Source organism: Thalassobacillus sp. B23F22_16, assembly GCF_043496955.1.
GTDB classification, from domain to species: Bacteria; Bacillota; Bacilli; order Bacillales; family Halobacillaceae; genus Thalassobacillus; species Thalassobacillus devorans_A.
Genome location: NZ_JBIEKD010000030.1, coordinates 1 through 20,559 on the forward strand (window position 1 = coordinate 1; position 20,559 = coordinate 20,559).

Here is a 20,559-nt window from a genome sequence, read left to right on the forward strand (position 1 = left end):
TAATTTTATCAGAGGTTGTCCTTATATTCTTATTAAAATAAAAGAAAACCATAAAAAGAGTGGTCCGCATCAAAATGATGCGGACCACTTTCTGTTTAAATTACTGGGTTTTGTCCCAGCCTCTTTTTACATGAATTGAAATGGTTCCGTGTTCGCTTCAGAAACATAAACAGTTAATTCACCTTTACTTTGGCTGAACTTTTCATCTAAATAATTTTTAACAGCAGTTTTCATCACTTTTTCCACATGGTGACCAGGGTCTATCACATTCAAGCCGATATCCGCTGCTTCTTGAGCGGGGTGGAAAGTCATATCTCCTGTGACGTAAACATCGGCCCCTTGCCTTTTGGCATCATAAATGTATTTTTCACCGCTTCCGCCAAGGATGGCTACTTTTTCAACTTTATCCTGCATGTTACCAATCACACGCAAACCAGGTACATTTAAGCTTTCTTTTACATGCTCCGCAAATTTGCTTAACGTCATTTTTTCCTTCAGTACGCCTATTCGACCGATCCCAAAGGATTCTCCTTCATTTTCAAGCGTATAGACATCATGAGCCACTTCCTCGTATGGATGTGCATCTTCCATCGCTTTCAGCACGCCTTTCAAATTAGATTGTGGCAGTAAGAACTCTACTCGTTGTTCTTCTACGATCTCTAATTCCCCAGATTTTCCTATATAAGGATCAGCCGCATCTGTTGGCATAAACCGCCCTTTTCCTGGCATGCTGAAAGAACAATTGCTATAGTCTCCAACATGCCCTGCCCCGGCTTCATGCATCGCCCTTCTTACTCCATCTGCATGATCCTCAGGTACAAACACAATTACTTTCACCAATTTATCTTTGCCGGTTTCTAACAGGGGTATCGTTTGGGTGACCTTTAGCGCTTCCGCTAAAGCATCATTCACTCCTCCCTCCGCTATATCCAGGTTGGTATGAGCGGCATATACAGCGATGTCATGCTTTATCAACTTTTGTATGACCCTTCCCTTTGGTGTATCCGGGTTGATTTGTCCTAATGGCTTAAAAATGACAGGGTGATGGGAAATAATTAAATCTATCTGCCGTTCCACCGCTTCATCTACCACATTTTCTAAGACGTCTAAAGTAACCATTACATTACTGACAGGCTGATTCATTGTTCCAATTTGCAACCCGACCTTATCCCAGTCATATGCGAGATGTTTAGGTGACATTTGTTCAAAAACCTCAACTACTTGTTTAACTGTTACTATTTCACTCATTTTGCAGAACCTCCTCAATCCACTGGATTTCTTGCTCTAACACAGCTATCTTTTTTGTATCTGGTGTTACCGCTTTGTTCATTTCTTCTCTTACATACTCTTTTTTTGCTTTTTCCTCTATCCATTTCCTTTTAAAAGGATCGTTCTTCTCTTTCAATAAATAGGGACCAAAGTATATTTCCTTGTCGGTATATTTAATCTGCTCCCCGGCTGATTGTTTATCAGCAACAACTACTTCATAAATATGCCCAGCTTCTTCTAAAATTTCTTCTGCGGTTATCCGATAGCCATTATCAGCCAGCCATCTTCGTAGTGATTTTGCATCGACATTTGGCTGAACCACCAAACGGGAAACCCGGGTTAATTTACTTTTACCGGTTTCTAAGATGTTAGTGATCAATGTACCTCCCATGCCCGCAATGACTATTTGCTCTACTTCGTCTGATGACAGGACCGACAGCCCATCCCCTTTTCGAACAGAGATACGATCCGTCAGATTATTCGCTTCCACTTCTTTTTTTGCACTTTGATAAGGCCCATCATTCAACTCACCAGCTATAGCGACTGCTGAGGGGTCCTTTAAGCATACGTAACAAGGAAGGTAGGCATGGTCTGATCCAATATCTGCGAAATGTGCTCCACGGGGGAGATAGGAGGCAACCACCTGAAGGCGTCTGGATAATAACTTTTCATTCATTTGACTTCCTCTTTTCTATAAAAATAAACGTATTATTCTAATAAAACGTAATGTCGTCATGTCAATAAAGTGAAATCTAATCATCTTTTATACTTTATCAGGAACAAAATAGATTTCTTATACTTGTTCTCTTTTAATAAAGTTAAACAATTTCAAAGTACAAAAAGAAAAGCCTTCTGAATATTCCAGAAAGCTTTCTTTTTATACGTTATTGCTTTTCTGCCAGCCATTCAGCTACAAGGGTAGCTTCTTCACCCTGAGCTTGTCCAGGTGGCATTGATCCTTTACCGTTAATGATGATTTCTTCAATTTCTTCGGCAGAATATTTGCTGCCGATTGTTTCTAATGAAGGACCATTTCCACCAGAAAGGTCAGCACCATGACATGCAGCACAGCTATTTTGGAAGACTTCTTCTGGATCAGAGCTTGCTTCCTCTTCCTGCTGCTCCTCTCCATTTTCCCCTTCATTTTGGATGGCTTCATTTTGGCCGACTCCAACCCAAGAAATGATGAACATCGTTAAAATCCCTATAACAGCAATCATTGCGAATGGGATAACTGGATTTCTTTTCATGTGTCCATTTCCTCCTTATGTAGTCCCCTATATATCTTTCTCTAAAATACAAACTATATTTATTTTACTTGAAAAATCTTCTTTAGAAAAGAGCAAACCTGCTAAAAGTTGAAAAACATATATAAAAAGGCAGAAGCAGCACCAAGAGCTCCAATCATCTTCATAAAAACCACATCTAATTTCCTTCCACCCCAATACCAAAGGAGACAATGTACCATTACGATGGTTTGGTGCCTGCCAAAGTGATATAATATGAACATTCCATAACAACAATAGTAACAGACCCATCGTTGCGTACATAGAAAAATCAATCGACTTTTTATTATATAGATATACAGCGGTTAAGCCTGTACCTAATACAAATATCGACAAAATGCCTGTTTGCATTATGAAAGCCGTTTCAGTAAAATAAATGACAAGAAATGAGATTGGAAGCATTAAAAAAGCTATCATAATTCTAGTTACTATCACCCACTGTCTGGGTCCAGGTGATGGGTGAGTCAAACCTTCACCTTGCGTGTAGAGAGCAAGCAGGTAATCACAATACGATTCCGGAAGCAATCGATTAGCTTTCCAATATTGTATTTCCTGGAGAATTATTTCTTTACGTTCTTTCGTCATAGCATCACCCCGGTATGGGACTGAATAAAAATTAACTGATCGTCTCTAAGTAACGAAAGCATTCATTTAACTCATATTTTAACAGCCTATAAAAATAGACCAGGAACAAAATGGTCAGCTCCTGGTCGTGAGTGTAGCATTCTATTCTAAGAAATCTTTCAACCGTTTACTTCGACTAGGGTGACGGAGTTTTCTCAATGCTTTGGCCTCGATTTGACGGATACGTTCGCGAGTGACGCCAAATACTTTTCCGACCTCTTCAAGTGTACGTGTGCGGCCGTCATCCAGCCCAAATCGAAGTCGAAGAACATTTTCTTCTCGGTCCGTAAGTGTATCAAGAACATCTTCCAGTTGTTCTTTCAAAAGTTCATATGCGGCATGATCAGAAGGTGAGGTTGCTTCCTGATCTTCAATGAAATCGCCAAGATGGGAATCGTCTTCTTCTCCGATAGGAGTTTCTAAGGAAACAGGCTCTTGAGCTATTTTAAGGATTTCTCTTACTTTGTCAGGGGAAAGCTCCATCTCTTCCCCAATTTCTTCAGGAGTCGGCTCCCGGCCAAAGTCCTGCAATAATTGACGTTGGACGCGAATCAGTTTATTGATTGTTTCCACCATATGCACAGGGATACGAATGGTACGTGCCTGGTCAGCGATGGCGCGAGTAATCGCCTGACGGATCCACCAAGTAGCATAGGTACTGAATTTATAACCTTTGCGGTAATCAAACTTTTCAACAGCTTTAATCAGCCCCATATTCCCCTCTTGGATCAAGTCGAGGAAGAGCATACCTCTGCCTACATAACGCTTGGCGATACTTACCACGAGACGCAGGTTGGCTTCCGCGAGTTCCCGTTTAGCTTCTTCGTCGCCTTCTTCAATACGCTGTGCTAAATCAATTTCATCTTTCGCGGCCAAAAGGTTGACTCGACCAATTTCTTTCAAATACATACGTACAGGGTCATTGATTTTGACACCGGGAGGTACACTCAAATCATTTAAGTCAAACTCTTCTTCCTTGTCCAATTGCTGCATATTTGGATCTTCTTCTGAATTACCGATCACCTCGACACCCTGCTCATTGAGGTACTCGTAAAATTCATCCATCTGCTCAGACTCCAGTTCAAAACTGGATAAACGTTCTGCAACTTCTTCGTATGCTAAAACTCCACGCTTTTTACCAATCTCCAGCAACTGTTCTTTTGCCTGGTCAAGCGTAAGTTCATTTTCAGCTTCTTTAGAACGTAATGGCTTATCTGCCATAAGTCCCCCTCCTTCCAACAAATCCCATATCTTTTAGTGCGTACTTCTCAGCTGTCTTTTCAACTGTATTATTTTCATGGCAATCTCTGCTGCCTTGATCGGATCATTCTGCTGCTCTGCCTGTTTTTGTTCTTCCTCTAATGTTCTTATATCCGTTTTATCGCTTTGTTCTGCGCGTATTAAACGGATATAATCATTTATTTCCCTATCGGAAATATCTTGATTAACAGGCATCATCGCAAGCTTGACTACTAGATTTTTCAAATCAGCATCAGGTAACATTTCAACAAAATGACTGACATCCGGTTCATTGCCTTCTTCAAAATATGCATAAAGATAAGTGACAATGACCTGATGTTCACTAATATTGAAGCCTCCTCCTAACTCTGCTTGAACTTTATCAGCGACTTGGGGGTTTTTCAACATATATGCAATCAATGCTCTTTCTGCATTATGAAAAGCAGGCAATAATTTGCTTCCACCTGCACGTGCAGAAGTAACATTGGAATTACCAGTTTTTCTTTTGGTCCCTTTATTACCCCATCCATTCTGCCTACGATGGGCTGAGACCTCTTCTTTCAAGGTATCCAGCGATAACTCAAATTCGTTAGCGAGTTCCTTCAGATAATGTTCTCGTTCAATTGCGTGATCAAGACCAGCAATCTCCTTTACTACTCTTTCTAGATATGCAATGCGATCCCCTTCTAAATTAAGGTTATATTGTTTCTTAAGATGACGCATGATAAATGCCAAGTAGGTATCGCTTGCTTCGAGAACTTCTCTCCGGAACTTATCCGCTCCATGGGACTTTATAAAATCATCCGGATCCATTCCGTCCGGCAGACGGGCAAGTTTAACCGTACATCCGGCACCTTTCAGTAAACGGGCAGCCTTCATAGAGGCCTCGACACCCGGAGCATCACCATCATAACAAATGACAGCTTCTTCCACATACCTTCGAATAAGATTCGCCTGGTGTTCGGTAATCGATGTTCCCAATGTTCCTACTCCGTTATAAACACCAGCTTGATAAGCTGCAATAACGTCGATATATCCTTCGAATAAAATAATCGATCCTTGCTTACGAATAGCACTACGGGCTAAGTCAAAATTATAAAGAAGTTTCCCTTTTCGAAATAGCTCCGTTTCAGGGCTGTTCAAATATTTTGGTTCCTGATCGTGAATAGCCCGGCCACCAAAAGCGACCGTTTTCCCTAAATGATTGCGAATAGGAAAAATGACGCGTCCCCTGAACCGATCACTGTACTCCCCAGAATCATTGGAACTCAGCAAACCAGCTTTCACCATCAATTGGGGATGATAGCCTTTCTTTTCGAGAAAGCGAACAACGAAATCCTTTGAGTTAGGTGCATAGCCTAACTGGAAACGATCGATCATTTCCTCTGTAAAACCTCTCTCCAATAAATAGTCCAGACCTTCTTTACCCTCTTTAGTATGCTTTAGTAGATGATGGTAAAGTTTGCTCAACCATTGATGGGCTTCTAATACCTTTTGAGCTTCTTCATTTTTAGGTCCAGAATCCTCCTGGTTATGCGATAACTCCTCAGGAAGTTGATATCCCACCTTGTCAGCAAGATGTTTAACAGCTTGAAGGAATTCATACCCCTCAAGCTCCATCAGGAAGGTGATAGCATTCCCGCCTTTTCCACATCCGAAACAATGGAAAATTTGTTTAACTGGAGAAACAGAAAAAGAAGGAGTGTTTTCCCCATGGAAAGGACATAATCCAAAGTAATTCCTTCCCTGTTTCTTCAATTGTACATATTCACCTACAACATCGACGATATCATTGGATTTGCGTATTTCATCTATCGTTTCTTCTGGAATATGTCCAGCCATAACTATCACCGTATTTTAGAAATTATTCGATACTCATCACTGAATACCTTCATGTTTTGACAAAAAATCATCCAATACTTTCTGGAAGGTCCGACGATCCTGTTCAAGTAAAGGCGGTGGTCCTTTCAGACGACTTCCCCTCTTTTGGGTTTTCTGTCTTAAATGTTTCCGTAACATGATTTCATCCGCATCCGCCTCTTCAATGAGTTTACCTCGTGGGGTTAGTGCATAAACCCCTCTTGAAGTCAGCAGTACCGCGAATGATAAATCTTGCGTTATGACAATATCTCCCTGCTTCACCCGATTAAGGATAAAAAGGTCTACAGCCTGATCGGTGTCATCAATGATTTTCCAATCACTGTATTCCGAATGTGGGCTATAGTGGTTAATAGTAGCTACATATTGAGGGATGATAGAGTGAGCGGAACAGACCTGATCAATCTCCCCCTTGACAGGACAGCTATCGGCATCGACATATACAGCGGGTTTATTTTGCAACATTATCATAGATTCTACAAGTGTTCGTAAAATCCTCCTATTTAATCAATGTTTTACTTTTCAGAATTGTTTTGCTTACAACGATAGTTTAGCTATCATACATTTTTACACAAAAACATATTATAATACATATTTTTAGCAATTGCTATAGTTTTTTTCGTTTTTTAAGCTTTTTTCCTCTTCAAGGAAAAAATCGCGCCACTAGACTATTGGCGCGATTTTTATTTTGATGAGCTGAAACTGATTCATCTCCGTTTCAGCTTGCTTAAGATTACATTGGCTGTTTCTTCGACCGCCTTATGCGAGACATCAATTACATCACAACCTATACGCTCTACTACTTCATTGAAGTGGTTCAATTCTTGTTTGATCCTTTCCATATTGGCATAGCTCGCCTGGTCTCCGAGGCCAAGTGCTTTGAGACGTTCTTTACGAATATCATTCAGTTTTTCCGGGCTGATTTTCAGTCCGATGCATTTATCCCTGTCAACATGGAACAATTCTTCCGGCGGTTCTACCTCCGGAACAATCGGTACGTTTGCCACTTTCAGACGCTTGTGCGCCAGGTATTGTGATAAAGGCGTCTTAGAAGTCCTGGAGACACCGATGAGAACAATATCAGCACGCGAGATTCCTCGAGGGTCTCTTCCATCGTCGTAGCGTACGGCAAATTCAATAGCTTCCACCCTTTTGAAATAGTCTTCATCCAGTTTATGGACAAGGCCAGGCTCCATCCTCGGTTTTGCTTCGAAGAAGCGTTCCATGCTTTCCATCATCGGCCCCATGATATCAATACATTCTAAATTATATTCTTTCGCTTTTCTCAACAAGTGATCTCTTAATTCCGGGCGGACCAGTGTAAAACCAATCATCCCTTGTTTCTCTTTAGCCTGCAATACTGCTTCGTTAAGTGTTCCCTCGTCTTCTACATAAGGTATCCGCTGAATTTCATAAGGGCCGTCATCGAATTGACTCAATGCTGCTTTTACAACTAACTCAGCTGTTTCCCCTACCGAATCAGAAATCACAAATATCAATGGCTTCTCCATCCCAATCCCTCCTATTTGTCAGAGCGGAAAGCTTATAAATGTTCGTCACGCCCTAGTTCAACTAATGCTTTGGTCATATTTGTTTTTGTGATCCGACCGATGACTTCCAGCCCATCATCCACATCTTTTACGATAGGCAAACCATCAATTTGTTTGTCAATCAATTTTTGGGCGGCATCAAGCAATAGATCATCCTTCCGGCACACGGTAATATTCGGCATACGCGTCATAATAATATGAACCGGTATGGAATTAAGATCCTGGTTTCCTATACTCGCTCTTAATAAGTCTTTTCTTGATAATACTCCTAAAAGCATGGACTTATTATCGACTACAAATAAAGTACCCACATCTTCAAGGAACATGGTGCAAATGGCGTCATAAACGGATACATCCTCTTCCACCACAATCGGTATTGATTGGTATTCATGCACCTTGAATTTTTTAAGTTTTTCCGTCAATAATTCTGAACCGGTTTTACCTGTAAAGAAATAGCCAACTCTCGGACGAGCATCTAAAAAACCTGCCATCGTCAAAATAGCTAAATCAGGTCTGAGAGTTGCTCTGGTCAATTCCAATTGATCTGCTATATTTTCCCCTGTTATAGGTCCATGCTCTTTTACTATTTCAATAATTTGTTCTTGTCTGCTGGAAAGCTCCATTCTTTCATCACCCCGATCACTGACTGTGACATACTATTCAACTATTATAGCTCATTTTTCCTAGCGGGTAAAAGAAGGTGCCTTAGTATTGTTGTTTCCATTGGACAGCATTCAAATCAGCAAACGCGTATATTTCCGTGGCTATCAGATTCAATAGCCCTAAACGATTTTCCTTTATTTTCGCATCTTCAGCCATCACCATCGTATGATCAAAGAAATTATGAATCGGATCAGCAAGCATCCCTAACGCGTTCAATGCTTGTACTGCATCATGCCGGGCTAACGAAGCAGCATACTCCTGCTTAACATCCAGATAGGTGTTGTACAGTGTTTGCTCGGTTTCGTTCTCAAAAAGCTCCGTATCAACTTCCATCACATTTGTTTTCTTAGCCAAATTTAACACGCGGCCTAACGCTTCGTGGGTCGGTTTGAAACTTTCATCATTACGCTTAGATGCCAGCAGCTTCGCCTTTCCTTTGGTAAACGGTACATGTTTAATTCCATTCGCAAGTACCGCCTCTACAATATCAGGCTCTACTCCTTCTTCTTTAAGAAGGTAACTTGCCCGGATATGGAAGAACTCATTAAGATCCTGTACAACTTCTTCCTCTGACCGATTTGGCAGACCAAGGCTGATATAGAGTTTAACTGCTGAGTTCACGAGGGTTTCCAATTGAATATCCCAAGCTTCTTTATCTAACATTTGCAGGATGCCGATTGCTGATCTGCGCAGACCGTATGGATCCTGAGAGCCTGAAGGAATGATACCAATCGAAAAACACCCGACAATCGTATCCAGTTTATCAGCGATACTTACGACAGTACCTGGGATAGAGTTTGGCAATTCTCCGTTAGCATGTCGAGGCATATAATGCTCATTGATAGCCTGGGCTACTTCCTCGTCCTCTCCAAATATCCTTGCATATTTCTCTCCCATAATACCTTGTAATTCAGGAAATTCACCCACCATATGAGTGACAAGGTCAAATTTGCTTATTTCAGCCGTACGCAGCACTTGCTTTTTAATAGCGGGCTGCAACTTCAAATGGTCGCTGAGCGCATCAGAAAGCTTGACCGTACGTTGAACTTTATCTGCTATCGTTCCTAAATCCTCCTGGAAAACCATTCGTGCTAATTTGTCGAGGCTTTGTTCTATGGAAGCTTTTTGATCTTCCTCATAGAAAAAACGAGCATCAGCCAGTCTTGCATTCAATACTTTTTCATTGCCCCGCGCTACATTATCCAAATGTTTGTCGTCACCATTTCTTACAGCAACGAAAAACGGCAGTAATTCTCCCGTCTTCGCTCGAACAGGGAAATAGCGTTGATGCTCTTTCATGGAAGTTATTAAAGCTTCTTCTGGCACAATAAGAAAATCTTCGCTGTACTCTCCATAAAAAACAGTTGGATACTCAACCAGGTGTGTTACTTCATTGAGTAAATCTTCATCTACAAGGATATTCCAGTTTTTTTCTTGTGCCAGCTTTTCTATTTGCGTGGCAATCATTTCTTTCCTCATAGCAACATCGACGATGACATATTGATCTTGCAATAGCCTTTCATATTGATCCGCATGCGTTACTTCAACCTTATCACCGAGGAATCGATGACCGAATGTGCTCTTGCCAGTGTGGACATCCTCAATGGAAAATGGAATCACTTCATCATTATAGAGGGCTGCCAGCCAGCGGATTGGGCGGACATAGCGCAGTTGCCTGCTTCCCCAGCGCATATTCTTAGGAAAGTTCAAAGAAAGTATAATGTCACTAAATTGACTAACCAAATTCTTTGTGGACTCTCCTTCCGTATATTTATTGACATGAACGTATTCCGTCCCTTTTATTTCTTTAAAATAAATATCATCCACACTTTTACCTTGTCCTTTAGTGAAGCCAATTGCAGCTTTTGTCCAATTGCCCTCCTCATCTATTGCTATCTTTTTTGCTGGGCCTTTGGCTTCTTCTTCGATGTCCGGTTGTTTATCTGCCAGCCCTTCAACTTTAACAGACAGACGTCGCGGTGTAGCCATCGTTGCAATAGTGTCATAAGGAAGACGTAAATCGTCCAGCCATTGCTTTGTTTTTTCTTCTAATTGAGCCAGTGCATCATCAATAAAGCGAGCTGGCAGTTCTTCTAATCCGACCTCGAATAGCACGGTATTACTCATGAGACGCATCCTCCTTATCTTTCAACATAGGAAAGCCTATCCGTTCACGTTCTTCTACAAAAGTTTTAGCAATTTTACGTGCCAGATTTCTGACACGAGCAATATAACCGGTACGCTCTGTTACCGAAATTACTCCTTTAGCATCTAATAAATTGAACGTATGGGAGCACTTAAGAACATAATCATAAGCCGGGAATACAAGGCCAAGCTCCATCGCACGTTCGGCTTCTTTTTCATATACGCTGAACAAGTTAAATAGCATATCACTGTCAGACGATTCAAAAGTGTACTTGGAATGTTCATATTCTGGTTGCGAAAATATATCCCCGACAGTTACACCATTCGTCCATTCAAGCTCGAAAACATTTTCTTTATCCTGGATATAGGAAGCTAATCGCTCTAACCCATAAGTTATTTCTGCAGAGACTGGTTTCGCTTCAAGTCCGCCTATTTGCTGGAAATAGGTGAACTGGGTAATTTCCATTCCATCCAGCCATACTTCCCAGCCTAAACCAGCGGCACCAAGCGTCGGATTTTCCCAGTTATCTTCCACAAATCTGATATCATGCTTCAACGGATCTATTCCTAAAGCTTTAAGAGAATCTAAGTATAATTCCTGGATATTGTCAGGAGAAGGCTTCATGATTACCTGGAATTGGTGATGCTGGTATAGCCGGTTCGGGTTTTCCCCATACCTGCCATCCGCAGGCCTTCGTGAAGGTTCTACATAGGCGACGTTCCAGGGCTCTGGACCAAGACTGCGTAATAACGTCATAGGAGACATTGTTCCCGCTCCCTTTTCTACATCATAAGCCTGCATTAACAGGCATCCTTGGTTTGACCAATGCTTTTGTAATGTCAGTATCATATCTTGTATGTTCATATTTTCTTCCCTCCAGTAGATGAATGTCTTTCCCCAAAACAAAATACAAGCACTTTGTCCATTAGACATTAAAAAAATCTCGTCCCTATGTCACTGTCCATGACATAGGGACGAGATTTTCCCGCGGTTCCACCCTATTTGCTTCCTGTCTCCCAGGAAGCCGCTTTGAAAGCTGCTCAGGAATGCCTTCCCTATCTCTTCAACACCTGTCTCACACTATCACAGGCTCGCTTAAGTCCAGGGGAATAGGTACTACTTTCCTTCAACGCACAAGTTTAATTGGTAATAGCATCATACTTGATAGCTTACTACTTTGTCAATCTTCTGGTTTAAAAAGGTCCAGCTGCTTCAGGAATTTCTTTGACTTGATATAATAACCACCATAATAATCATAATAGGCATCCATCAGCTGCCGTATTTTGCGCTTATTCTCTTCTTTTATTGTGATATTACCTACACGTGCAACATCTACATTGGCAAATAAACGGAGTAAACTTGCCATTTTTTCGGTAAGTCCGTATGCTTCCGGGTCCATATGTTTACAGCGGAAACATAAAAAGCCCCCTTCTTTTACAGAAAAGGAGAAGGGGCCATTTTCGTGGCTGCAATTTACACAAACATCAAGCTGAGGAGCGAACCCTGCTTTTTTGTATAATTTAAGTTCATACATCATTGTCAATATTTCCGGATCCTTATCTTCTGTAATCCAAATCAACGTCTGAAGAAATTGTTGGAACAAAAATGGATCCGGCTGCTTATCTTCCACCATTTTATCTGTCATTTCTGCCAAATAAGCTGCATAAGCTGTTTTGATAATATCTTCACGTACTCCCCGCAGTGAGGAAATGACTTCTCCCTGGCTGAGAGAACCGAGATTTCGTCCTGTTTGTACCAAATAATGCCCGTGTATAAAAGGCTGGGTAATAGAAGCCATCCTGCTTTTAGGCTTCTTTGCTCCTTTAGCCATGATACCGAATTTACCTTTTTCCCTGGAAAAAAGAGTAACGATTTTGTGAGTTTCCCCATAATCTTTTGTTCGTAGGACGATTCCCTCGACTTTTTCAAACAATGCTGTCACCTTTTCTAATTCTACATATTGGATTCAGTTCCAGAAACCGTTTCACTTTCCTGAGGCTCTTCTTCGTTTAACGCTTGCTTTTCCATCTCTTTCATGAGTAAGTAGGTTTCTATGTTTCCTGTTTGACTAAAAACTTTCCATGGCAAGTCGACCACAAGAAACACCGCCTTTCAAGTTAGTTATTCATTCATAAATAACGTCACATTCTTAGGATGCTCCCAACAAGCTTAAGCATGAATATTAAATTTTACCAGAACTTAATATTCATCATCTTTGTAGCCATACTCATTCAACTGAAGCTGACGGTTGCGCCAATCTTTCTGTACCTTCACCCACAAATCCAGGAAAACTTTTGTCCCTAGTAATGCCTCAATATCTTCCCTGGCCCGTTGTCCTATTTCCTTCAGCATCTTGCCTTGTTTCCCAATGATAATACCTTTTTGAGAAGGACGTTCAATAATAAGCGTAGCCTGGATATACACCGTTTCTGATTGTTCACGATGCTCTATTCCATCAATCACCACCGCAATAGAATGAGGAACTTCTTCTCTAGTCAGATGAAGTGCTTTTTCCCGAATCATCTCGCTGATAATAAATCTTTCCGGATGATCGGTAATCTGATCCTCAGGATAATATTGCGGTCCTTCCGGCAGCTGCTGCTTTAATACATCTAATAAATGAGTGACATTGTTCCCTTCTAATGCCGAAATAGGGATGATTTCTTTGAAGTCATACATTTCCCGGTATTGGTCGATCAACGGCAATAGATCATCAGGGTGTACCTTATCAATTTTATTAATAATTAGAAATACAGGCTTATCTACTTTATCCAGGCGATCGATGATGAATTGGTCACCCCGGCCATAACCTTCTTCTGCGTTGATCATGAACATGATAGCATCTACTTCATTCAACGATTGTTCAGCAACTTTTACCATAAAATCCCCTAGCTTGTGCTTAGGCTTATGAATGCCAGGTGTATCGATAAATACGATTTGGGCCTCTTCCTCTGTCCATACGCCCTGTATTTTGTTTCTTGTTGTTTGTGGCTTATCGCTCATTATGGCAATCTTCTGGCCGATGACACGGTTCATGAACGTAGACTTTCCAACATTCGGCCTGCCAATAATTGCAATAAAACCTGACTTGAATGATTTCTCCATAAATTATCCTCCGTTTGTGAATGAGGTGTAGTGTAATAACTATTTTACTATAGATGGATTGTATTTACATGTACTCGACAAAAGCTTTCAATCTTTTTCGCTCAAGCGCGCTTTTTCAGAAAAACGCCACTAGTTTCGGAATGAAAATTATTAATCCGATAATCACCGATAATAATGCTGCTATCAATACTGCTCCGGCCGCTATATCCTTTACCATACCGACAGCTGGGTGGATATCCGGTGATAAATGGTCCATTGCTTTTTCTAAACTGGTGTTTACCATTTCCATAGTCAAAACCAGCCCAATTACTAATAAAACAATTGCCCATTCAACCCGTGAAAGTTGCATAATCATGGAACATAACAGGACGATAGCAGCGATAATCAAATGATACTTCATATTCCGTTCTGTCTTTGTAACTGTAAGTATCCCTCTCCAAGCGTACTTAAACCCTATACCTCTTTTTTTATTCCCGTTCCAACCCGAACTCATTTAAAATATCCTCTTGTCTTTGGAACATTTTCTTTTCATCTGTTTCCTCCATATGGTCGTACCCTAATAAATGTAAAAAACCATGCAAGGCTAAGAAGCCTAGTTCACGTTCCAGGGAATGGCCATATTCTTGCGCCTGTTCCTTTGCTTTATCAACAGATATCACAATATCACCGAGAACTACCGGGATTTCTTCACCGATCACCCGTACCTCACCTTCTCCTTCTTCTTGCATGGCAAAGGAAATGACATCGGTCGGTGCGTCCTTTTGGCGATAGTTACGGTTTAATATTTGAATTTCTTTGTTATCGACAAAATTCACGGAGATTTCAGCTTCATTTTGGACTTTTTCCTTTTCCCCAGCAAAGCGCAGCAAACGCTGGATCATATCGATATGGCCTTCGTCTATGGTATTTGTTTCATCATGAAAGTCAATTTGGATCATTGGTCCGCCTCCTTAATAACGAGTTATCACTTAATTTATATTGTGTCCGCCCCACTAATTCTTATTGGTTTATTCTTTAACATGTTCCGCTTTTCCAAAACCATTAAACCTCTGATGATGTGTTGTTGGATAGAATTGAATAGCTATACGCATCAGCATTTATCCTACCATAGAAAAACTTGGCTTGTCGCCAAGTAATTCTGGCGAAAGCCTTAGTTTTTTTATACTCTAGCCTTTTAACAAAGTTTACTTTTTTAAAGTATAAAATAAGACCCTTGCATCCGGGTCTTATTTGTCTTCCTTCTTCTCTTTATCTTTCTCATAAGCATCAATAATTCGTTGTACTAATGGATGACGGATAACATCTGTCTGATCAAGATGGATAAATGAGGATCCTTTAATCCCTCTTAAACGCAATTCTGCTTCACGAAGCCCTGACCTTACCCCTTTAGGCAGGTCAACCTGTGTAATATCCCCTGTGATAACCATTTTTGAACCAAAGCCGAGTCTGGTCAAGAACATTTTCATCTGTTCAGGAGTAGTATTTTGCGCTTCGTCCAAAATAGCAAACGCATCATCCAGCGTGCGTCCACGCATATAGGCAAGAGGGGCAATTTCAATTGTTCCCCTCTCAATAAGACGAGCGGTATGTTCAGTCCCTAATACATCATGCAGTGAGTCATAGAGAGGACGGAGATAAGGATCTACTTTCTCTTTCAAATCACCTGGCAGAAAGCCAAGGCTTTCCCCAGCTTCTACAGCCGGCCGGGTTAATATTATCCGCTTAACCTGCCCATTTTTCAGGGCATTGACCGCCATAACGACAGCTAAATAAGTTTTACCTGTTCCAGCGGGGCCGATCCCAAACACTAAATCATTATTACGGATGGCTGATACGTAGCCGCGTTGCCCCAATGTCTTAACACGAATCGATTTACCTTTTGCATTTCGGGTAATTTCGTCTTCAAATAAGGCCTCGAACTGGTTGATTTTTCCTTTTTTGGCCAGCTCCACAGCATAGACAACATCCCGTTCAGTTATCGTCAAACCTTTTCTGATTAGTGCCAGTAAAGAAAGCAATACTTCTTCCACAAGCTTAGTCTTATCTCCACGGCCCGAGGCGCTTACATGTTCCCCGCGGGAAATTATAGAAACCTGAAGCTGTTCCTCAATCTGTTTAAGGTTTCGATCTTCTGTTCCAAATAATGCTAATGCTTCTGATGGGTTATCTAGTTGTATATCAATCGTTTTTAAGTCTTCCTGCATATTCAATCTCCTTGATTCACATTCTTTGTCTTTGCTATATCTTCATGAACTTTCATAAAAAGGATTAATTTTACTTTACCATTGTCCACACTTCGGTGCAAAATATTTTCTTCCGTAATTTCAGAACCCTCAGGAAGTTTTTTGAGCAAATCTCTTTTCCCCTGCTCTTTTGCTATTTGCGCTGCTTCTTCCTCGGTTCTGTCATACTTCATGCGAGACAGCTCAAAGTACGTTGTTTTTTTCCAGTAGAAAGGGAAGGTCTTAGAAAATATGCTCAGCTGATGATAATCTTCTTCTTTTTTCTTGAACTTGTAGTCTATTTTACCCCAGCCCCATACAGGAAATTCAAAACCCGCGATATTGATATGGTATTGTTTTTCAAACTCTCCTGTAGCTGTTTGTATATTCTCTTGTTGGCTTGCGGTAACTTCTACGCGATACCATGTTTCAGCGACAACTTGTCCTTCTGCCCGGACAAGACTTTTATCATTTTCATCCAGTTGGGCAGATGCTAACAAATCGCCTTTTTCCACATAGTCGTTAACCTCAACCATCGGCTTACCTTGTGAGATATAAATGTAATGAATCATGCCTTTTTTCGCCGCCACCAAATCTGCCGGCTGCCTTGCTTCCTCTTTTTCTACTAATGTCTTTTCAACTCCATGAAAAATATATGCGGTTCCCTTCTTCTCCACACCGATCCAAAGCAGTTCCGGTATATCATCCAGAAGCTTCTGCTGTAAAGTGCCATTATCATCAAGTCTGAAAGAAACAGCTCCTGGCTGCACCCCGTACCCCTTTAATTGCTTTTCCACTTTTTTCTCCAGTTCTTTTGGCAGTCCTTCGATATGAACGGACCAAACTAAATTGGAAACAAAAACAAGAAGCATGATGGTTAACAGTAACGCAAACCATAATGGCTTCTGAGCTACAAAATTACTCCACAAATAAGGGATTCCTTGTCCGCGTTTCAAACGAATTTTATACCTTGTCCTTTTTCTGATCCTCTTCACTTCTGTGAGGTCATCCAGATAAATGTTTGCCTGAAGCTGATGCTCCGACAATTTCTTTGCATTCCAAATAACCACCCCTTCTCTGGCACAAAGGTTGATAAACTGTTCCGGATATGTACCCTGGATGATTAGTGTGACGTATCCCTTTATGAACTTACCTTGTAAAGGTTTCATCTTAAAAGGCCTCCTTTCAAGGAACAAATTATTGATCCGTAAATAAAATTGAATGCATCTTTCCTTCTACCAGTATTTCTTCCGATAACATCATTTTTAAAACGAATCCTTCACCAGTCAGACGGATTTGTCCTTTCCTCGATTTCAGTCTGATTTCATGCTCAGAAAAATGGAGCAGTCCCTGATGGTTTTCTATATAAACATGGAAATCCCCGATTGTAGTGACTCTTGGCAAATCCAACATGACATCAGAAGGAAGTTCCAAGTAATTGGCCATCCAGCCACGGATCTGTTGTTGCCATTTTTTCATGTAACGACCTCCCCCTCCTCTATATATACGAAAAACGCACGGATTGTATCACTACAATCCGTGCGTTCTTATCAATAATTATTTCGTTTTGAAAATGTACGATGCGGTTTATGCGCTCGGGGGGGGCCCAATATCTCGGCCATCATGACACTTTCAGCAATCTTCTTTCGATTCAAATTGCTTTTAATCGAAAGAGAAGGTGCTGCTTTCTGACCATACTGCGCCGGTTTCGTACGTTCCATTTGCCCTGGGAGGGCATCATGGATTTTCCGGTTTGGTGTTTCATAAGTGAAAGAGCCGGTGTCTTGTCTATCACTGATATTTCGTTCAGAAATATCTTTGATTTGTCTTTTCTTTTCTTCGTAATATTTTTCAACCCTATTTTCGGCTGGCATTTTCTGTTGAGAGCGCTCAGTTCTTTCCATCCGCTCCATTCCAGGCTGTGCTGGGCGTGCAGGCGTTTGCTTCTGCTGGGGGGCCGGCCGTTTCGGCCGCTCCTCCTCCTGCTCTGCATTCATCCGATTCAACCAACTGATAATACCGCCAATAAAAATAGCGACCAGAAAAATATTATTCAGTAGAAAATTAATGAAATTTTCCATGGGATAGCCTCCTTACACCACGGAGGTGATTATTTTTCTTCGTCTTCACCATGGTCTTCCTTAGAAAGTTTTCCTAAAGTATCACGCATATCTGTATCAGCATTTATATTACGGTAGTTCATGTAGTCCATGACGCCCATCTTACCTGAACGCAGGGCTTCAGCAAGTGCCTGAGGTACTTCAGCTTCTGCTTCCACAACTTTCGCTTGCATTTCTTGCACTCTGGCACGCATCTCTTGTTCTTGAGCAATCGCCATAGCACGGCGTTCTTCGGCTTTCGCCTGAGCGATATTCTTATCAGCTTCAGCCTGATCTGTCTGCAGGATAGCACCAATGTTTTTACCGATATCGATATCTGCAATATCAATGGATAAAATCTCAAAAGCAGTCCCCGCATCTAAACCTTTTGACAATACATTCTGGGAAATACGGTCCGGGTTTTCCAGAACTTTATTATGGTTTTCGGAGCTACCAATTGTGGAGACAATTCCTTCACCTACACGGGCGATGACTGTGTCTTCCCCCGCACCACCGACTAAACGGTCGATGTTGGCACGTACTGTAATACGTGCTTTTGCTTTTACTTCAATCCCATCCATTGCAACACCTGCAATGAATGGAGTTTCAATCACTTTCGGATTGACACTCATTTGCACAGCTTCCAATACATCACGACCGGCCAGGTCTATCGCGGCACAGCGTTCAAAACTAAGCTCTATATTAGCTCGCTGAGCAGCAATTAAAGCATTGACCACACGGTCCACATTACCACCTGCCAGGTAATGGCTCTCTAACTGGTTGGTATCTACGTTAACACCAGCTTTATGAGCTTTAATCAACGGATTGATTACCCTGGATGGGATTACCCGACGAAGCCGCATTCCTACGAGTGTGAAAATACTGATACGGACACCTGCTGCCAGTGCGCTGATCCACAGCATAACTGGTATAAAAGTGAATAGAATGGCAAGCACGATGATGATAAGACCAACAATGATAATTGGCATTAATTCTTGTAACGTCATTCTTTTTCCTCCTTCATGGTTTCTTTATTAATTTCACGCACAACGATGCGTGAGCCTTCTGTTTTTATGACCTTCACAGGTTGACCAGCCGGTAAAAACCTGCCTTCTGACACCACGTCTAAACGTTCCTCATCAAATACAGCAGTCCCGGAAGGACGCAGCGGCGTCAATGTTTCGCCTTCTAACCCAATCAACTCTAATCGGTTGGTAGAGGAGACAAAGCCTTTGTCAGTGGTAGTGGCGTCTTGTAAAATGATATGCCTGAAAAATCCTCTTTCCAGTCCAAGGTATTTGAACAGGATAACGGAAGCAATAATTGCTACCAGAATTGCAATCCCGATACTCATAGCCATATGACCGGTATCAGCTCCGGAAAGCATCAATGAGGATACGATGGCAACAGCCCCCGCAATCCCTGCAATTCCACCAGGTAAGAAAAACTCAGCGATTATTAGTATAAGACCAAGCACAAGCAAAATGATCGCTTCGTAACCCGCCAGACCAGCTATGATATGCCCATAGAAAAACAATACGAGAGATAAGAGCCCCATGGTCCCCGGGATTCCAAATCCAGGAGAATACAATTCAACAATCAACCCTAAACTGGCAACGGATAGCAGTATCGGCACGACAACAGGATCTGTTAAAAACCGCGCAATATTCTCTGCTAATGATGGTTCAGTCTCCACTATTTCAGCTCCGGTCAGATCTAATTCGCTAAGGAGCTCTGTCCGGTGCCTGACTATTCCCTCAGCATATCCTACTTCTTCAGCTGTATTTGGACCAAGCGTGAGAAACTCACCCTCAGGGGCATTATAATCCGGGAGGTCGACTGATGGATCAGCCATCGCTTCTGCATACAGAGGATCGCGACCGTTTGATTCAGCTGCAGCCGTCATGGCGGCAATCCAAGCAGACTGGGCTTTTTTGTCAGCCGCATTTCCATCACCAGTGATAACCCCTGAAGCTCCCATAGTAGCGTTCGGCTTCATATAAATTTCGTCCGAATTAAGCGCTATGTAGGAGCCAGCCGACAAAGCTTGTGTAGTAATAAATGCTGCATTAGGAATATTTAAATCCTGAAATAATTCTCCTATGGCGTTAGCAGAATCCACCCTGCCGCCAGGAGTAGCAATTTCAAAGATAATATAATCCGCATCAGCATCTTCCGCTTCCGAAATAGCTCTTCTTAAAAACGCTTCCATCCCACGTTCTACATTATCTTTCACAGGAATGATATATACAAGTTTCCCTTCCCCGCTCTCGGCATATGCTTTAGTGGAATCCTCATGTAAAACATGCACCAAGCCTGACAACAGCAGGGCAATTATTAATAAATAGCGAGAGATTCGAAACATTCAGGTCCCCCCTTTCAAACCGAATCATACTATATGTACGTTTTACTCAGCAGCAAGGTTTCATACAAATTTATAATTTGTTATGGAAAATACACAGCTGGTTTAACTCAGTA

At 41.5% G+C, this 20,559-nt stretch carries 22 protein-coding genes and 1 other annotated feature; all 22 genes read right to left on the minus strand.

The features are described 5' to 3' along the window. Nucleotides 1-126 precede the first annotated feature (126 nt). The gene (locus ACGTNI_RS17565; RefSeq protein ID WP_394463937.1) at nt 127-1,248 is read right to left on the minus strand and encodes a Nif3-like dinuclear metal center hexameric protein; all 1,122 of its coding nucleotides are present in this window, start codon (nt 1,246-1,248) and stop codon (nt 127-129) included. Then, nucleotides 1,241-1,945: a tRNA (adenine(22)-N(1))-methyltransferase gene (locus ACGTNI_RS17570; protein WP_394463938.1), complete on the minus strand. Its 705-nt coding sequence runs from the start codon at nt 1,943-1,945 to the stop codon at nt 1,241-1,243. Before ACGTNI_RS17570 ends, ACGTNI_RS17565 begins: the two co-directional genes overlap by 8 nt. Before the next feature lie 208 nt (nt 1,946-2,153). After that, entirely contained in the window at nt 2,154-2,519 is a 366-nt protein-coding gene (cccA, locus tag ACGTNI_RS17575) for a cytochrome c550 (RefSeq protein ID WP_085508898.1), read from the minus strand. A gap of 27 nt (nt 2,520-2,546) precedes the next feature. Next, nucleotides 2,547-3,140 (minus strand): hypothetical protein, encoded by a 594-nt coding sequence (locus ACGTNI_RS17580; protein WP_394463939.1) that lies wholly within the window; start codon nt 3,138-3,140, stop codon nt 2,547-2,549. A gap of 141 nt (nt 3,141-3,281) precedes the next feature. After that, nucleotides 3,282-4,400 carry an RNA polymerase sigma factor RpoD gene (rpoD, locus tag ACGTNI_RS17585; RefSeq protein ID WP_062446794.1) on the minus strand — a complete coding sequence of 373 codons (1,119 nt, stop codon included), beginning with the start codon at nt 4,398-4,400 and terminating at the stop codon, nt 3,282-3,284. Between the two features lie 33 nt (nt 4,401-4,433). Beyond that, on the minus strand, nt 4,434-6,260 hold the full coding sequence (gene dnaG / locus ACGTNI_RS17590) for a DNA primase (RefSeq protein ID WP_394463940.1): 1,827 nt from the start codon (nt 6,258-6,260) through the stop codon (nt 4,434-4,436). A 36-nt stretch (nt 6,261-6,296) separates the two neighbouring features. Beyond that, nucleotides 6,297-6,761, minus strand: coding sequence for a DUF188 domain-containing protein (locus tag ACGTNI_RS17595; RefSeq protein WP_394463941.1), 465 nt, complete (start codon nt 6,759-6,761; stop codon nt 6,297-6,299). Between the two features lie 242 nt (nt 6,762-7,003). After that, a complete protein-coding gene (locus tag ACGTNI_RS17600) occupies nt 7,004-7,807 on the minus strand; it encodes a pyruvate, water dikinase regulatory protein (RefSeq protein ID WP_085508902.1) in 804 nt (267 codons plus the stop codon). A gap of 32 nt (nt 7,808-7,839) precedes the next feature. Then, entirely contained in the window at nt 7,840-8,469 is a 630-nt protein-coding gene (gene ccpN / locus ACGTNI_RS17605) for a transcriptional regulator CcpN (protein WP_085508903.1), read from the minus strand. A gap of 82 nt (nt 8,470-8,551) precedes the next feature. After that, entirely contained in the window at nt 8,552-10,636 is a 2,085-nt protein-coding gene (gene glyS / locus ACGTNI_RS17610) for a glycine--tRNA ligase subunit beta (protein WP_085508904.1), read from the minus strand. Then, entirely contained in the window at nt 10,629-11,519 is an 891-nt protein-coding gene (glyQ, locus tag ACGTNI_RS17615) for a glycine--tRNA ligase subunit alpha (RefSeq protein WP_394463942.1), read from the minus strand. Before glyQ ends, glyS begins: the two co-directional genes overlap by 8 nt. Nucleotides 11,520-11,622: 103 nt before the next feature. After that, nucleotides 11,623-11,794, minus strand: a binding site (T-box leader). A 41-nt stretch (nt 11,795-11,835) separates the two neighbouring features. Further along, complete coding sequence (recO, locus tag ACGTNI_RS17620; protein WP_085508906.1) at nt 11,836-12,588, minus strand: DNA repair protein RecO; 753 nt, start codon at nt 12,586-12,588, stop codon at nt 11,836-11,838. Nucleotides 12,589-12,608: 20 nt separating this feature from the next. Beyond that, entirely contained in the window at nt 12,609-12,752 is a 144-nt protein-coding gene (locus ACGTNI_RS17625) for a YqzL family protein (RefSeq protein ID WP_082412086.1), read from the minus strand. A gap of 102 nt (nt 12,753-12,854) precedes the next feature. Then, entirely contained in the window at nt 12,855-13,760 is a 906-nt protein-coding gene (gene era, locus ACGTNI_RS17630; RefSeq protein WP_394463943.1) for a GTPase Era, read from the minus strand. Nucleotides 13,761-13,875: 115 nt separating this feature from the next. Next, a complete protein-coding gene (locus ACGTNI_RS17635) occupies nt 13,876-14,253 on the minus strand; it encodes a diacylglycerol kinase family protein (RefSeq protein ID WP_085508908.1) in 378 nt (125 codons plus the stop codon). After that, nucleotides 14,228-14,695: an rRNA maturation RNase YbeY gene (ybeY, locus tag ACGTNI_RS17640; protein WP_085509242.1), complete on the minus strand. Its 468-nt coding sequence runs from the start codon at nt 14,693-14,695 to the stop codon at nt 14,228-14,230. The genes ACGTNI_RS17635 and ybeY overlap by 26 nt, the downstream gene beginning before the upstream one ends. 291 nt (nt 14,696-14,986) lie before the next feature. Continuing rightward, nucleotides 14,987-15,964 (minus strand): PhoH family protein, encoded by a 978-nt coding sequence (locus ACGTNI_RS17645; RefSeq protein ID WP_085508909.1) that lies wholly within the window; start codon nt 15,962-15,964, stop codon nt 14,987-14,989. Nucleotides 15,965-15,966: 2 nt separating this feature from the next. After that, a complete protein-coding gene (yqfD, locus tag ACGTNI_RS17650; protein WP_394463945.1) occupies nt 15,967-17,151 on the minus strand; it encodes a sporulation protein YqfD in 1,185 nt (394 codons plus the stop codon). 28 nt (nt 17,152-17,179) lie between these two features. Next, entirely contained in the window at nt 17,180-17,461 is a 282-nt protein-coding gene (gene yqfC, locus ACGTNI_RS17655; protein ID WP_085508911.1) for a sporulation protein YqfC, read from the minus strand. A gap of 71 nt (nt 17,462-17,532) precedes the next feature. Further along, on the minus strand, nt 17,533-18,063 hold the full coding sequence (locus ACGTNI_RS17660; protein WP_394463946.1) for a YqfB family membrane protein: 531 nt from the start codon (nt 18,061-18,063) through the stop codon (nt 17,533-17,535). Nucleotides 18,064-18,092: 29 nt separating this feature from the next. Then, nucleotides 18,093-19,088, minus strand: coding sequence for a flotillin-like protein FloA (gene floA / locus ACGTNI_RS17665; RefSeq protein ID WP_085508913.1), 996 nt, complete (start codon nt 19,086-19,088; stop codon nt 18,093-18,095). After that, nucleotides 19,085-20,446: an NfeD family protein gene (locus tag ACGTNI_RS17670; RefSeq protein WP_394463947.1), complete on the minus strand. Its 1,362-nt coding sequence runs from the start codon at nt 20,444-20,446 to the stop codon at nt 19,085-19,087. The genes floA and ACGTNI_RS17670 overlap by 4 nt, the downstream gene beginning before the upstream one ends. Between the last annotated feature and the right edge of the window lie 113 nt (nt 20,447-20,559).